The organism is Pseudomonas sp. (assembly GCF_050739655.1).
Taxonomy (GTDB): Bacteria; Pseudomonadota; Gammaproteobacteria; order Pseudomonadales; family Pseudomonadaceae; genus Aquipseudomonas.
The window spans coordinates 26,749-41,092 of sequence record NZ_JBOIBY010000209.1 but is presented as its reverse complement, the minus strand read 5'-3'; the positions used below and the strand labels follow the sequence as shown (position 1 = coordinate 41,092).

Below are 14,344 nucleotides of genomic sequence, written 5' to 3'. Positions count from 1 at the left end.
ATCCCCACCTCAGCGCTGTAGGCTGGCTCGCTTTCTATTTTGGAACGTACGCAGCTACCGATTTGCAAATCTCTTCCCGCGCTTCATCTGCACTACCCCAGCGGCCCATCTTCACCCACTTACCCGGCTCCAATGCCTTGTAGTTTTCGAAGAAGTGCTGGATCTGTGCGAGCAGCAATGCAGGGAGGTCAGAGCACTCCTTCACGTTGCTGTACATAGAGCTCAGCTTGTCATGAGGTACTGCGATCACCTTGGCATCCGCACCAGCTTCGTCCGTCATGTACATCACACCAACCGGGCGGCTGCGAATGACAACGCCAGGTGACACGGGATAAGGGCAAACCACCAGGACGTCCAGCGGATCACCATCGTCGCTCAGCGTATTCGGGATAAACCCGTAGTTGGCCGGATAGAACATCGGGGTGCTGAGGAAGCGGTCGACGAAAATTTGTCCGCTTGGCTTGTCGACCTCGTACTTAATCGGCGAGTGATTTGCAGGAATCTCGATAACGGTGAAAAAGGCATCGGGGATGGCGTTTCCAGCAGGGATATCCGCATAGCTCATATTCATATCTCGAGGGTTCGAATGAGGGGGTGAGGCTAGTTGGCCTTTTTGCCGACGGTGCCCATTTCGATTGGGGTCTTTATGTAAAACACGGAGATGTCCTCAAGCTCCAATCGCTTGAACAACCTTTCGGATTCGTCCTCGGTGATAGCCATGCGAATTTCGGTCGGCTGATCCGCCAGTTCAAAAAAATGCGAGGAGTGCAACCGACCAGTATGCCCATAGCCCTCGATACCTGTAGAAAGGGTCGCGCCACGCAGCTCCATTTCCTTGGCTAAATCAACGATCCAGTCGCCCAGCATCTTTCCCTGATAACGACGGTTCTGTTGGGTAAAGAAAATCACCAGAAAACCTTTCATTTTCATCTCCTCAACGCGTGCCAATCATTTGAAAGGACAGAAGCCCGGCAGCCGTCATCGCCAACGAACCCACGACGTGCAACGAAATCGAGCCAAGTGCCCACAGCAATCTCCCTTCTTGGATTAGGGCAACTGTTTCGGCTGAAAAGGTGGAAAAGGTGGTAAGTCCCCCACAGAAACCCGTGATGATCAGCAGGCGCCATTCGGGGCTTAAGGAGGGAGATGCGGCCAAAAATGCGATGGCTAGGCCAATGATGTACCCCCCGACCATGTTCGCCACCACAGTGCCTGGGGGAATTGTCGGGAACAGCGCGTTAAGCTTCATGCCCAGGAACCAACGCAACCAAGCACCAAGTGATGCGCCGATGGCGATAACTAATAGTGATTTCAGCATGGCTGCAATTCTCCTCTGGGCTGGTAGAGCCGAGGAGGTGCTGATAACCGCAGATTGCGATAGAGAGCTGATATGAGGTTTGAATTCACGATCCTGTCCTAAATTGGGGGGGACAGGGAGGCACACCTACGCACCCTGTCCAGGGTTCACGTAGGCATCATCAGCACAAAGGCGGTTAAAGGAGGAATGCCATCTCCTGCTTTCATCCTAAAGCAGCGGCGGTCAAACATTCAAGCTGCTATGAGGTCGAGAATCCGAAACTGTAAGCAGTCATTCGAAGCGTTCAATCGATGTCGAACAAAATCCTCAACACATGAGCTAGATCAGTTGGATTCAAACCTGACTCGCTATACTGGCTACCGCCCAGCACCAACCTAAGGTTTCCCCATGACTCGTTCGTTCAGTGGCCAGCTAGATGTAGTCATTATCGGTGGGGGGCAGTCAGCCTTGGCGGTAGCGTATTTCCTACGTCGAACTCAACTTTCATTCGTTATCCTGGATGCGGAGGAAGAGCCCGGTGGTGCCTGGCGGCATGGCTGGAACTCGCTGCGTTTATTCTCCCCGTCCACCTGGAGTTCGATCCCCGGTTGGATGATGCCGCCCGCGCAAGATGGTTACCCCACACGAAATCATGTGGTCGACTACCTCAACCAATATGAGCAGCGCTACCAATTTCCGGTTGAGCGTCCAGTTCGGGTCGCTTCTGTGGAACGTACAGAATCTGGCTTACGAGTACGCTCTGCCGACAAGTATTGGGATGCCAAGGTTGTGGTCAGCGCTACCGGCACCTGGAGCAATCCGTATATCCCTCGCTACCCTGATGCCGAGTTATTCGCCGGTCGGCAATTGCACTCCGCGAACTATGTCGACGCACAAGCGTTTGCTGGCAAGAAGGTTTTGGTGGTGGGTGGCGGTAATTCAGGGGCACAAATTCTGGCCGAGGTGTCCAAAGTCGCCGAGACCACTTGGGTAACCCCTACTGAACCGGTGTTTTTGCCTGACGAAGTGGATGGACGGGTACTATTCGAGCGTGCCACTCAGCGCTTGAAAGCTCAGCAGGAAGGGCGTGTCATTGACCGGCCCGTCGGCGGGTTGGGGGACATTGTAATGGTGCCGCCAGTTGTAGAAGCCCGTGAGCGTGCAGCTCTCGAATCTGTACGCCCTTTTGAACGTTTCACTCGCGATGGCGTGATTTGGGCCGATGGATCTGAATCTGCCGTGGATGTGGTGATCTGGTGTACCGGATTCAGGCCAGCCCTTCAGCATTTGGATACGCTGGGGGTGATTAACACTGAGGGCCGCGTTGAGGTCGAAGGCACCCACTCTACCGAAGAGCCAAGGCTGTGGCTGGTCGGTTACGGCGAGTGGACAGGTTCGGCTTCCGCCACGCTGATCGGCGTAACACGAACTGCACGGAGCACAGTCAGTGAGATCGTGGCCTTTCTCGCCGATCAGTCCGCCTGAAGCAGACTGCAGCCGGCCTTGGTATATACCCCACGGCGCGCAGCGCGCAGAGAATCACTCCGTCATATCTGACGGTTTAAAGTCGCCTCGGCATGCCTGGGTAAGGCGATAGAAATTACAGCGGCCAGCAGCACGAAGACCGAGGAAACCCACAAGCAAGTCTCCAATCCGTAACTCTGATAAATCCAGCCGGACAGCACGGTGCCGAGCAGTCGGCCCAGGGCGTTGGACATGTAGTAGAAACCCACGTCCAGCGATACCCCGTCTTCTTTGGCATACGAGACGATGAGATAGCTGTGCAGAGAAGAGTTCACCGCGAACAGCGCGCCGAACACCATCAACCCGCCTAGAAGCACAACGTGAGGCGACCACCCCGCCGAGAGACCGAGGGCGATTGCCGCAGGCAGACCCGCCAGCAATGCCGCCCAAACGAAGGCAGCCCACCCATCTGGGACGTGGCCGCGCTTCTTTCCGGTGATGTTAGGGGCCAAGGACTGGACAATGCCGTAGCCGATAACCCAGGCCGCCAGGAAGCCACCGACCTTCCAGAAGTCCCAGCCGAACACGCTACTCAGGTAGACCGGCAACGCCACCACAAACCAGACATCGCGGGCACCAAAGAGGAACATTCGCGCCGCCGAGAGGATATTGATCGCCCGGCTCTTGGAGAGAATGTCGCGAAACTTCGGTTTGGCCTTGGCTTTGCCCAAATCCTTCTTCAACAGGAACAGACTGGCTATCCAGATCAACGCCAGAGTCGCGGCCATCGCCAGCACGGCAACCGTAAAGCCCAGCAATGCCAGCAGCGCACCGCCCAGGAAGAAACCTACGCCTTTAAGTGCGTTCTTCGAGCCGGTGAGAATTGCCACCCACTGGTAAAGGGTGCCTTGCTGGTTGTCGGGCACGAGCAGCTTGATGGAGCTCTTCGCGCTCATCTTGTTGAGGTCTTTGGCAATACCCGACAGCGCCTGGGCCCCCATCACCCAAGGGATGGTCAGCCAGGCAGCGGGCACAGTCAGCATCAACAAGGCCGCCACCTGGAGTCCCAAACCAATGTTCATGGTGCGATTGAGACCCAGGCGGGCACCGAGGTAGCCGCCGACCAAATTGGTGATGACACCGAAGATTTCGTAGAACAGGAACAGGAACGCAATTTGTAGCGGGCTGTAGCCCAACGCATGGAAGTGCAATACCACCAACATGCGCAAGGCGCCGTCGGTGAGAGTAAAAGCCCAGTAATTGCCGGTCACTAACAGGTACTGGCGCACTTGCGGGGAAAGGGCTGACAACGCGTTCATGATCGCTCCCTGTTAATCGGCCAAACCGACCAGTTTGGCCAACTCAACAGCGCGGTTGGCGTAACCCCACTCATTGTCGTACCAGGCGTAGATCTTCACTTGAGTGCCATTGATCACCATCGTCGACAGTGCATCGATGATCGATGAGCGCGGGTCAGTGCGGTAGTCGATGGACACCAGTGGGCGTACTTCATAGCCGAGGATATTTTTCAGCGGGCCTTCTGCCGCAGCCTTGAGCAACGCATTAACTTCATCCACCGAGGTGGCGCGCTCCACTTCGAACACACAGTCGGTGAGCGAGGCGTTGGCCAGCGGTACGCGCACCGCGTGGCCATTCAGACGGCCACGCAGTTCGGGGAAGATTTCCGCAATGGCGGTGGCCGAGCCGGTGCTGGTCGGGATCAGACTCATGCCTGAAGCGCGGGCGCGGCGCAGATCCTTGTGCGGCTGATCGAGGATGCTCTGGGTGTTGGTCAGGTCGTGAATCGTGGTGATCGAGCCGTGGCGTATACCCAGGTTCTCGTGGATCACTTTGACCACTGGGGCCAGGCAATTGGTGGTGCAGGAGGCAGCGGTCACTATGCGGTGCTGCGCCGGGTCGAACAGGTGCTGGTTAACGCCCATCACAACATTCAAGGCGCCTTGCTCCTTGACCGGCGCACAGACCACCACACGCTTAACGCCCTGATCCAGGTAGGCCTGCAGCACCGCCACAGTCTTCATCTTGCCACTGGCCTCGATCACCAGATCGCAACCCGACCAGTCGGTGTCGGCAATCGCTTTGTTCGCGGTGACCTTGATGCGCTTGCTTCCAATCACTACATGATCGCCTTCGGCGCTGGCTTCGTTGTGCCAACGGCCATGCACAGAGTCGAAGTTGATCAGGTGCGCATGGGTGACTGCATCGCCTGCCGGATCGTTGATTTGCACAAACTCGAACTCTGGCCAGCCCCAGGCTGCACGCAGGGCGAGACGACCGATGCGACCGAAACCATTGATACCTACTTTGATGCTCATGCTGTTGTTCTCTTGGGACTGCTGTCTGCGGGCAATTACGACTTCGCGATGTCGAATTGGCTGATGTAGTTGATATGTGCAGGGTGCTGAATCGCACGCGGACGCAGCGCTTGCACTTCACTTATCGCCTCACGGAACGGCACTCCGCATTCGATCAACAGTTGCGCTGCAATCAATCCAGTACGGCCCGAACCGCCCTTGCAGTGAATGGCAATATTCTTGCCTTCGATGAGCAATTGCTTGATCCGCTCACGATTGGTCTCCCAGGCAGCCTGAAACGGCTCACCAGGTGCCTCGTCATCCTCCACGGGCAGATGAAACCACTCGATACCACGCTGCAGGCACTGCTCTGGCAGATTTGCGACTTCGTTCTGGCTCAATTCTTCAACCGGCATCAGCGTCAGCAAGGCCGAAGCACCTGCTTCCTTCAGAGAGTCCAGCGCCTCAGCGACCGACGCGTCTTTCGTGCCTGGGCAAGGCGTGAAGATCAATTGGCCTTGCACAGCTGTCGTGGTGAAAACGGAATACGGATGTTGGTGCACGATCAGTCGTCCTTTAGATAGAGCGTTGATTAACGCGTTTGGAGAGTTCTTCCGCCGACTCCTTACGTTCGGAATAGCGGTCGACCAGATAGTCCTGCCGTTCGCGCAGCAGCAATGTGAACTTCACCAGCTCTTCCATTACGTCCACGACACGGTCGTAGAATGCGGAGGGTTTCATGCGCCCGGCTTCATCGAACTCCAGGTAGGCCTTCGGCACCGAGGACTGGTTGGGAATAGTGAACATACGCATCCAGCGACCCAGCACACGCAGCTGGTTGACCACGTTGAAGGATTGCGAGCCGCCACAGACCTGCATCACCGCCAGCGTCTTACCCTGGGTTGGGCGCACCGCGCCCATGGTCAACGGAATCCAGTCGATCTGCGCCTTGAACACCGCGCTCATCGAGCCGTGGCGCTCAGGAGAGCACCAGACCTGACCTTCTGACCAGAGCACCAGTTCGCGTAGTTCTTGCACTTTGGGGTGGCTGTCCGGCACGTCGTCTGGCAACGGCAGCTCAGATGGATTGAAGATGCGTGTTTCTGCGCCGAAGTGCTGCAACAGGCGCGCAGCTTCTTCGGTCAGCAGGCGGCTGAACGAACGCTCGCGAGTCGAGCCGTAGAGCAGCAGGATGCGCGGTTTGTGTGTAGCCGACAGCGTACTGCCGAGTTTATCGAGGGTCGGCAGGTCGACCAGTTCGGCATCGAGGTTGGGGATCATTTCTTCAGTCATAAATTTACTCCTGAGCGAGGGCGCCCTTCGGATGATCGAACCAGCGGCGCTTGAGCCAGAGGGCCACGCCGACCAGGGAGATCAACACCGGCACTTCCACCAGCGGGCCAATCACAGTAGCGAAGGCCACCGGGGAGGCCAGGCCGAATGTGGCAATGGCCACAGCGATGGCCAGTTCGAAGTTGTTACTGGCAGCGGTAAAGGCCAGTGCAGTGGTGCGTGGATAGTCAGCGCGGAGTAGCTTGCCCATCCAAAAGCTGATGAAAAACATCACCACAAAGTAGATGGTCAGCGGGATAGCGATACGCAGCACATCCAGCGGCAACTGCAACACCATGTCGCCCTTGAGGCTGAACATCGCCACGATGGTCAGCAACAGCGCGACCAGCGTCAGCGGGCTGATGCGTGGAATGAAGCGTTGGCTGTACCAGGTTTCGCCTTTGCGGCTGATGAGGATCCTGCGCGTAAGGAAACCGGCCAGAAATGGGATGCCCAGATAGATCAGCACGGACTCCGCGATGCTGACAAAGTTGGTATCAATCACACTGCCCTGAAGGCCGAACAATGGCGGTAGTAGACCTAAGAAGATCCATGCATACACGCTGAAGAACAGGATCTGGAAGATGCTGTTGAAGGCCACCAACCCGGCGACATATTGGTTATTGCCGCCCGCGATCTGATTCCACACCAGCACCATGGCGATGCAGCGCGCCAGACCGATAAGGATCAGGCCGGTCATGTACTCCGGCTTGTCAGCGAGAAACACGATGGCCAGTACGAACATCAGCACTGGGCCGATCACCCAGTTCTGAATCAGCGAAAGGGCCAGAATGCGCTTGTCCTTGAACACCTCCGGCAGCTCTTCGTACCTGACCTTAGCCAGCGGCGGATACATCATCACAATCAGGCCGATGGCAATCGGGATGTTGGTCGAACCCACCGAAAGGCTGTTAAGCCAGGCCGGCAGCCCCTCGAACAGACTGCCCAAGCTGACACCAACCGCCATAGCGAGAAAGATCCAGACCGTCAGATAGCGATCCAAAAAAGAAAGACGGCTTTTACTCATCGTCATGTCTCCAGTGTCAGAAGGTGCCGATCAGGGCCAACTCGGCCTTGAGTTGTTCGGCACTTAACTGCTTGAGCGGTAAAGCCAGGAAGGCTTCGATTCGGGTTCTGATCTGTTCCAGAGTGGCTTCGAAAGCCACCTCGATCTCTTCTTGAGTCCCTTGGTATTCCGAAGGGTCTGCCAAACCCCAGTGGGCCTTGGTGGCCGGCCCGAAAAACACCGGGCAGGCTTCGCCGGCAGCCTTGTCACACACCGTAATGACGAAATCAGGCGCCAGGTTCTCGTAGACATCGCTGGATTTGCTGTAGAGCCCTGCAGGCGAGATTTCAGCCTTATCCAACGTTTTCAGACTCAGCGGATGCACTTCACCTTTCGGCTGACTGCCGGCGCTGTAGGCGTGCATATCCGTCGGAGCCAAGTGATTGAACATGGCTTCACAAAGAATGCTGCGGCAGCTGTTAGCAGTGCAGAGAAACAGAATCTTCATCAGGCTATCTCGTAATGGCCCAGCGTTTCTTGGGCAGGCGTTAACTCAGCAACAAGCGGCCAGGCGCTGTGGGCGATCACCCATTACGTCGAGGCGTTTGGCATCTGGACTGAGCCAATGCTGGTTGGCGTCCAGTGTGGTTTTCAGTACGGCAATCACCCAGTCCGGCAGATTGGGGTGCAGGCGGTAATACACCCATTGACCTTGCCGACGATCCTCCAGCAAACCGCAACTGCGCAGTTGCGCCAGGTGCCGGGAGATTTTCGGTTGGCTCTCATCGAGTGCGCAGGTCAGTTCACAAACGCACAGCTCTTGCTCACGGGTGATGAGCAACATCAGACGAACGCGGGTTTCGTCAGCCAAGCATTTGAATACAGTGGTCGGTGTCAGATGGTCAGCCATAGGGGTCTCAACGTTTGGTTTTCACCAACACGAACATCTTGATGCGTTCATGGATCTCGTGAAGGGTGTGACGAAATGCATCGTGTTTGGTGCTGGTCACCGGGTCTTCAAAGTTCCAGGCCAGCACCTCTCCGGCGCCTGGGAGGGCATGACATTCCAGCGATGATTTATCGCATAGGGTGATGACGTAATCGAAACGCTCGCCCGCAAACTCATCGATAGGCTTGCTGCGCAACCCTTCGGTACTCACACGCAGGAGCTGAAGCGATCCCAAGGTGCGGGGATCGATCTCGCCGGGCGCAGTACCTGCACTGAAGGCGTCGAATTGTTCGGAGTCAGTGTGCCGCAGAAGTGCTTCAGCCAGTTGCGAGCGGGCAGCGTTAGCCACACAAACAAACAGCACGCGGGTCTTATCGGTCATCGCCAAGTCTCGAATTGGATATGGTTTTTCGAATATACGTTTTTTCGAATATCCAGTAAAGCAGTAAGACCAATGACTGTAAATATAGGCGGCTTCTAGCCCTCTACGTTCATGAACCTCAGCTTTATCGCAGCCAGTGGCACGTCTCCAGCCACATAACATCTGATTACTCGTATATCCGTATTTGGTAATTTATCTGTCATAGCGGTGGTTTAGACTCTCCCGCACCTCAACCCCAAACAGATACCTTGCGATGAACAAACTGACCCTCTCTGTTCTCTGTTAAAGGGGCAGTATCATTCTCCAAACAGCGCTTTACATGTGCATGTACATGCACATATATTCTCGACATGAACGTCACCACCAACCGATCTCAAGCCATTGAGTCTGCCATTGAGTCTCTCGACGGCACATTTTTCAAAGCCCTCTGCGAGCCGCCAAGAGTCGCGGTGCTGAAGCGCGTGATGCAATTAGGTCGAGCAGATGTGACCGCGATTGCGGCTGACCTACCCCAGGAGCGTTCGGTGGTATCTCGTCATCTTCAGGTGCTGCTGGACGCCGGGATCGTGCGCGCCACTAAGGTGGGGCGTCAGATGTTCTATGAGGTGGACGGCCCAGCCATCGTCAAGCGACTCGAGGACATCCTCCATCACACCAAAAGCATTGCTTTATTGTGCTGCCCAGGCGAATTGCGCTGATTTTTTTTGCCTTAATATGTGTATAGGTGCGCACACATGAACATAATGAATCACCCATTCGATGTTGTCGTAATAGGCGCTGGGCAGGCAGGACTGGCCTGTGGCTGGCATCTGAAACAGCAGGGAGTCGATTTCCTGATCCTGGATGAGCAGCAGCAACCAGGTGGTAACTGGCGTAACTATTACGACAGCCTCGAACTGTTCTCGCCGGCAGCGTATTCCTCCCTACCGGGGCTACCGTTTCCTGGAGAACCGGGGCGCTACCCCTCCCGCGATGAAGTAGTGCGCTACTTGGAGCAGTACGCCAGCTTCTTCCAGTTACCGATTCTTCCAGGGATACAGGTCATAAAGGTGGATCAGGAAGCTGGGGGGTTCCAGATAGTGGCTGCCAATGGGCAGCGCTTCTTTACCAGGGCGCTGATCGTGGCGTCGGGGGCATTCAGTCGCCCCTATACACCTGAAATTCCTGGGCTCGAAAGCTTCCAAGGAGTTCGCCTTCACAGTGCCGAGTATCGGAATGTGGAAACGTTCAGTGGGCAACGCATCGTAGTGATTGGGGCGGCGAACTCAGCAGTGCAGATTGCTTACGAGCTCGCCAAGGGGGCCGAGGTTACGCTCGCCACACGCCAGGCGATTCGATTCTTTCCGCAGAAGCTACTCGGCGCGGATTTCCATGCCTGGCTGAAATGGACAGGCCTGGAAAGAACCCGCTGGCTCAATGATCAGAGCACGCCGGTGCTGGATGACGGCACTTACAAAAAGGCGCTGAAGTCAGGCCTTTTCAATCAGCGGTCGATGTTCGGGCAAGTAACCCCAACCGGAGTTGTTTGGGTGGATGATCACCACGAAGCCGTTGATTGCCTGGTCTTCGCCACTGGGTTCCGCCCAAATATTTCCTTTCTTGAAGACCTCGCGGTGACGGATGATCGAGGGCGATTGATGCAGCGCGATGGACGAGCACTGCACATCCCGGGCCTGTACTTTATGGGGTTACCAAAGCAGCGCAATTTCGCCTCAGCAACCCTCAGAGGTGTAGGGCCTGACGCTGAAGTCATCCTTCCACATTTGCTACGCCATCTGCGTTCCACAGACACTGAAGAAGTGATCGCTGCGCAGCGATGAACAGCTAAAGCAATAAAACACTGTGCGAATTCCGTACCCTGACCACATCGTTGCATTGCCCTTGATCGGCCATGTGAAATCACCCGAGATCTAAGTCGGCGCGGATGATGGTTGGTGCACTTTCAGGAGCAACATCTGGAGCTAATTTTGATTCCGGATTCGGCTAGCGCTTCTACGATGGTGCAATCGGGTGCCATCGTTCCGGGACAGCAGCTTTGGCAATCCTTGGCCATAGACAGTAATTCTTGTCTGATGGTTTGCAATCGGGCCAATTTTGCTTCTACGGACTCCAGATGCTTTCTGACCACAGACAATGCCTCACCGCAAGAACGCTGCTGATCACCTGAGAGGCTAATCAGTTCGCGGACTTCATCCAGAGGGAATCCAAGCTCCCGTCCTTGGCGGATAAACAGCAGTCGCGCTCGGTGCTGTTCCGTGTAAACCCGGTGTCCTCCAGATGAACGATTGGCGACGGGTAGCAGGCCAATTTTTTCGTAGTACCGGATGGTTTCGATGTTACATCCGGTCTGCTTCGACAAGGCGCCGATTCCCCACATATCGCTTCTCCAAAGAAATCGCTTGAACCTGTAGTAGCTACAGATATTACTCTGGTTCGGCTTGATTTTGATAACCAGCGCACGGTGATCAGCTCAAGCCTTGTTTTCCTAAAGAGATGCTCAATGATGAAGGTCGCAAGCCTCAATAGAATAGGCGGTGCAGTGGGCCTGGGTTGCCTGGCCTGTTGTGTCACACCGGTGCTTGGGCTCATGAATGGGCTGATAGGGCTGCCTGCAGTTTCCATAACAGCCAGAATCACCAATGACTTCTGGCTTGCGCTGACCCTAGTGGCCCTATCGGTTGGAACTCTGGTATATCGCAACGTCCGCCACAAATGGAACCGTTGCGCGAATTCGCAAAAGCCTTGCAAAGGAGCGGAGTGCAGTGGTCACTGATATCGTGGGCACATCGCGTTTGATCGCCCTGCACAAGCACTTGGTACGCTTATGCATTACGTTGTTGCTCGGTGTCTACGCGGGCGCGCTATGGGCATCCACTGCGAGCAACGTAGTCACAACCGAGCACATGAGTGCGCAGTTGGTGGCAGAACACCAGGAGCTGACGCCGGGAAAAACATCGTCAATTGCGTTGAAATTGAACCACCATCCACAGTGGCACAGCTATTGGCGTACCCCTGGCGATTCCGGCATGCCGACGCAGATCAAGTGGAACGTGCCAGCAGGCATCAAAATGGGCTCGATTCAATGGCCCGCGCCTAAGCGACTACCGTTTGGCCCACTAATGAACTTTGGTTATGAAGGTGAAACCTGGCTCATTAGTGACATCACCGTGCCACCTGACTTTGCCAAACCGTCGGTCACGCTGAGTGGTCACGTAGAGTGGCTGGTTTGCTATGACGTCTGCATCCCTGAAGAGGGGCTGCTGACACTAACCCTGCCAGTCGGATTGCCGGGCACTTCTCCAATCGCCAATCCCGAGGCCGTTCAGGGCTTCGAGAAGCTGCGAACCCTGTTGCCAAAAAAGGCGGATGACTGGAGCTTTGCTGCGGTATCGACGAGTGCCGGTAGTACCCTTTCTATCGTGCCTCCACAGGGGCAATCCTTCCCTCAGAGCGTCAGTTTTTTTCCTTATGATGAAGGTGTGATCGAACCGAGCGCGGCTCAGACCTTGTCACACGATGGCGCTGGCTATCAGCTCTCCATCACACGTGCAGTTCAGCCAGTTGCTCCCCTGGTGAGACTTCGCGGCATTGTGGTGACGGAAAATGGCACGGCCTCACCAGAGGCGCTGGAAATCGATATTCCAGTCCAGGGTGCAGAAGCTGCCAAGCCGGACACGGCCATCGATACAAGCACTCAACTGGGGTTGATTGCTGCGGTGTTGCTGGCTTTTTCAGGTGGGATACTGCTCAACCTGATGCCTTGCGTCTTTCCGATCCTCTCGATGAAAGTGTTCGCATTTGCTCGCGAAGCAGATGCTGACAAATCGCGTCGAAATGGCCTGTTCTACTCCATCGGCGTCGTCATTTCGTTCTGGTTACTTGCGATTGTGCTGATGGGATTACGATCCGCTGGGCATGAATTCGGATGGGGCTTTCAGCTTCAATCGCCGGTAATAGTCGCCAGCCTTGCGTTGTTGTTTTTTGTGCTTTCGCTCAACCTTTTGGGTGTCTTCGAGATGGGCAGCCTGGTGCCGAGCCCTCTTGCATCCATCAGCCCTCGTCACCCAGACGTCAGTGCATTTTTCTCCGGTGTGCTCGCAGTTGCGGTTGCCTCGCCCTGTACAGGCCCTTTCATGGCGGTGGCGCTCGGTTATGCGGTGACCCAGCCGGGGTGGACTTCATTGGCAGTCTTCACCTCGCTGGGCCTCGGTATGGCCTTGCCGTATTTTTTTCTGGCGTGGTTTTCTGGCATCAGGAAATGGTTGCCGCGACCAGGGCCATGGATGGTGCAGCTACGTCAATTTCTAGCCTTTCCGCTGCTTGCAACCGTCATATGGCTCGCCTGGGTGCTGGGCGTCCAGGCTGGCGTAAGCCCGTTGATCGACCTTCTTTTGGCACTCTGGTTAATTGGTCTTGGTCTATGGTTTTTCGGCAGGTTTCCCTCTAGGTTGGGTAAAACAATTTCGTGGGTTTTTGCGTTAAGCGTCCTGATACCGATGACCAATATCGCCGGCTCCGCGACCTCCGGGTTAACACCCCAAGCTGGTAAGTGGGAGGCATACTCGCAAGCCAAGGTTGAGCAGCGACTGAGCGATGGAAAGACCGTATTTGTCGACTTTACCGCTGCCTGGTGCGTGACCTGCCAAGTCAACAAAAAGCTCGTGCTGAATTCCGATGAAATCGAGCATGCCTTCGAGCAAAGCGGCGTGGTCAGAATGCGGGCCGACTGGACAAATCGTGACCTAGAAATCACCCGTGCGCTGGCGCGCTATGGCCGTTCAGGTGTCCCGGTGTATCTCATTCTCCGTCCAGGCCAATCGCCAGAAATACTGCCAGAGTTGCTGACTAAATCACTGGTGAAGGCTGCACTTGCTTCTCCCGTGTCACCTGGTAACGAGTCATCAAAGCCCATTCTGGGCACTCATTAACTGAGGAAAACCCGACATGAAAACGTCCATCGTCGCATCAATGACATTACTGCTTGTATCGCTCTGGGCGAACGTGGCGAGCGCAGCGGCAGTCGTAGGGCAAGCCGCTCCGAACTTCACCGCCACGGACAGCAACGGCACTTCTGTCTCACTGGCAGACTACAAAGGGAAGTACGTGGTTCTGGAGTGGATGAATCCCGTTTGCCCCTTTACCCAAAAGCACTATCGCAGCGGCAACATGCAGGCCTTACAAAGCGAATACCGCGCAAAAGGCGTGGTGTGGTTGTCAGTCAACACCGCAGAGGCAGGAAGCTCTTCTTACCGTCCAGGTTCAGAGATGAACGCTTGGGAAACCGAGATGAAAGCAGCCCCATCCGCCTTGTTGATGGATTCAGACAGCAGCTTGGCCAAGCTTTATGGCGCTAAAACGACCCCTCACATGTTTGTGGTAAGCCCTGCCGGCATGGTGGTGTATGCGGGTGCTATTGATGACAAGCGCAGCACGAACATCGAGGACGTAAAAAACGCGAAAAACTTCGTGAAAACGGCTTTGGATGAAAGCTTGGCCGATAAGCCGGTCAGTATTTCTTCAACACAACCTTATGGTTGTTCCGTTAAATATCTGTGATGGTCTTCGCACAGCATTAGAAATACACGCACAACTCGACGGA

17 protein-coding genes and 1 riboswitch are annotated in these 14,344 nt (G+C 55.5%); of the genes, 5 read left to right on the top strand and 12 right to left on the bottom strand.

From position 1 onward, the window contains the following. Positions 1 to 34: 34 nt before the first annotated feature. Genes ppa through crcB form a run of 3 tightly spaced genes read right to left on the bottom strand, consistent with a single transcriptional unit; the run spans position 35 to position 1,318 of the window. On the bottom strand, positions 35 to 565 hold the full coding sequence (ppa, locus tag ACRESJ_RS10365) for an inorganic diphosphatase (RefSeq protein ID WP_431757817.1): 531 nt from the start codon (positions 563 to 565) through the stop codon (positions 35 to 37). 35 nt (positions 566 to 600) lie between these two features. Further along, a complete protein-coding gene (locus tag ACRESJ_RS10360; RefSeq protein WP_431757816.1) occupies positions 601 to 924 on the bottom strand; it encodes a DUF190 domain-containing protein in 324 nt (107 codons plus the stop codon). Positions 925 to 934: 10 nt separating this feature from the next. Continuing rightward, complete coding sequence (gene crcB, locus ACRESJ_RS10355; RefSeq protein ID WP_431757815.1) at positions 935 to 1,318, bottom strand: fluoride efflux transporter CrcB; 384 nt, start codon at positions 1,316 to 1,318, stop codon at positions 935 to 937. Between the two features lie 144 nt (positions 1,319 to 1,462). Beyond that, positions 1,463 to 1,524: riboswitch (Fluoride riboswitch) on the bottom strand. Between the two features lie 181 nt (positions 1,525 to 1,705). Here crcB and ACRESJ_RS10350 point away from each other — a divergent pair. After that, on the top strand, positions 1,706 to 2,782 hold the full coding sequence (locus tag ACRESJ_RS10350) for an ArsO family NAD(P)H-dependent flavin-containing monooxygenase (protein ID WP_431757814.1): 1,077 nt from the start codon (positions 1,706 to 1,708) through the stop codon (positions 2,780 to 2,782). Positions 2,783 to 2,844: 62 nt separating this feature from the next. Here the strand turns inward: ACRESJ_RS10350 and arsJ are convergent, their stop codons facing one another. From arsJ to ACRESJ_RS10310, 8 genes are read right to left on the bottom strand one after another with little or no spacing between them, the layout of a single operon-like run. Then, the gene (gene arsJ, locus ACRESJ_RS10345) at positions 2,845 to 4,080 is read right to left on the bottom strand and encodes an organoarsenical effux MFS transporter ArsJ (protein ID WP_431757813.1); all 1,236 of its coding nucleotides are present in this window, start codon (positions 4,078 to 4,080) and stop codon (positions 2,845 to 2,847) included. Positions 4,081 to 4,092: 12 nt separating this feature from the next. After that, entirely contained in the window at positions 4,093 to 5,097 is a 1,005-nt protein-coding gene (locus tag ACRESJ_RS10340) for an ArsJ-associated glyceraldehyde-3-phosphate dehydrogenase (protein ID WP_431757812.1), read from the bottom strand. Positions 5,098 to 5,132: 35 nt separating this feature from the next. Next, the gene (locus ACRESJ_RS10335) at positions 5,133 to 5,639 is read right to left on the bottom strand and encodes a cyclin-dependent kinase inhibitor 3 family protein (protein WP_314382855.1); all 507 of its coding nucleotides are present in this window, start codon (positions 5,637 to 5,639) and stop codon (positions 5,133 to 5,135) included. A gap of 13 nt (positions 5,640 to 5,652) precedes the next feature. Beyond that, the gene (arsH, locus tag ACRESJ_RS10330; RefSeq protein WP_028621207.1) at positions 5,653 to 6,369 is read right to left on the bottom strand and encodes an arsenical resistance protein ArsH; all 717 of its coding nucleotides are present in this window, start codon (positions 6,367 to 6,369) and stop codon (positions 5,653 to 5,655) included. Positions 6,370 to 6,373: 4 nt separating this feature from the next. Further along, on the bottom strand, positions 6,374 to 7,435 hold the full coding sequence (gene arsB / locus ACRESJ_RS10325; protein ID WP_431757811.1) for an ACR3 family arsenite efflux transporter: 1,062 nt from the start codon (positions 7,433 to 7,435) through the stop codon (positions 6,374 to 6,376). Positions 7,436 to 7,451: 16 nt separating this feature from the next. Next, the gene (locus ACRESJ_RS10320; RefSeq protein WP_314382859.1) at positions 7,452 to 7,922 is read right to left on the bottom strand and encodes an arsenate reductase ArsC; all 471 of its coding nucleotides are present in this window, start codon (positions 7,920 to 7,922) and stop codon (positions 7,452 to 7,454) included. A gap of 45 nt (positions 7,923 to 7,967) precedes the next feature. Then, a complete protein-coding gene (locus ACRESJ_RS10315; RefSeq protein WP_314382860.1) occupies positions 7,968 to 8,324 on the bottom strand; it encodes a metalloregulator ArsR/SmtB family transcription factor in 357 nt (118 codons plus the stop codon). 7 nt (positions 8,325 to 8,331) lie between these two features. Continuing rightward, the gene (locus ACRESJ_RS10310; RefSeq protein ID WP_431757810.1) at positions 8,332 to 8,745 is read right to left on the bottom strand and encodes an arsenate reductase ArsC; all 414 of its coding nucleotides are present in this window, start codon (positions 8,743 to 8,745) and stop codon (positions 8,332 to 8,334) included. A 350-nt stretch (positions 8,746 to 9,095) separates the two neighbouring features. Between ACRESJ_RS10310 and ACRESJ_RS10305 the strand changes: the two genes are divergently transcribed. Both ACRESJ_RS10305 and ACRESJ_RS10300 read left to right on the top strand, forming a co-directional pair. Then, a complete protein-coding gene (locus ACRESJ_RS10305) occupies positions 9,096 to 9,443 on the top strand; it encodes an ArsR/SmtB family transcription factor (RefSeq protein WP_314382861.1) in 348 nt (115 codons plus the stop codon). Between the two features lie 36 nt (positions 9,444 to 9,479). Continuing rightward, positions 9,480 to 10,565, top strand: a complete 1,086-nt coding sequence (locus tag ACRESJ_RS10300) for a flavin-containing monooxygenase (protein ID WP_431757809.1) — start codon at positions 9,480 to 9,482, stop codon at positions 10,563 to 10,565. Between the two features lie 122 nt (positions 10,566 to 10,687). On the opposite strand, the gene ACRESJ_RS10295 is transcribed toward ACRESJ_RS10300, so the two are convergent. Continuing rightward, a complete protein-coding gene (locus ACRESJ_RS10295) occupies positions 10,688 to 11,122 on the bottom strand; it encodes a MerR family transcriptional regulator (RefSeq protein ID WP_390898742.1) in 435 nt (144 codons plus the stop codon). A 385-nt stretch (positions 11,123 to 11,507) separates the two neighbouring features. Here ACRESJ_RS10295 and ACRESJ_RS10290 point away from each other — a divergent pair, with 385 nt between their 5' ends. Then, the gene (locus ACRESJ_RS10290; RefSeq protein ID WP_431757808.1) at positions 11,508 to 13,673 is read left to right on the top strand and encodes a protein-disulfide reductase DsbD family protein; all 2,166 of its coding nucleotides are present in this window, start codon (positions 11,508 to 11,510) and stop codon (positions 13,671 to 13,673) included. 16 nt (positions 13,674 to 13,689) lie between these two features. Continuing rightward, positions 13,690 to 14,301, top strand: a complete 612-nt coding sequence (locus ACRESJ_RS10285) for a redoxin domain-containing protein (RefSeq protein WP_314382867.1) — start codon at positions 13,690 to 13,692, stop codon at positions 14,299 to 14,301. Positions 14,302 to 14,344: the final 43 nt, after the last annotated feature.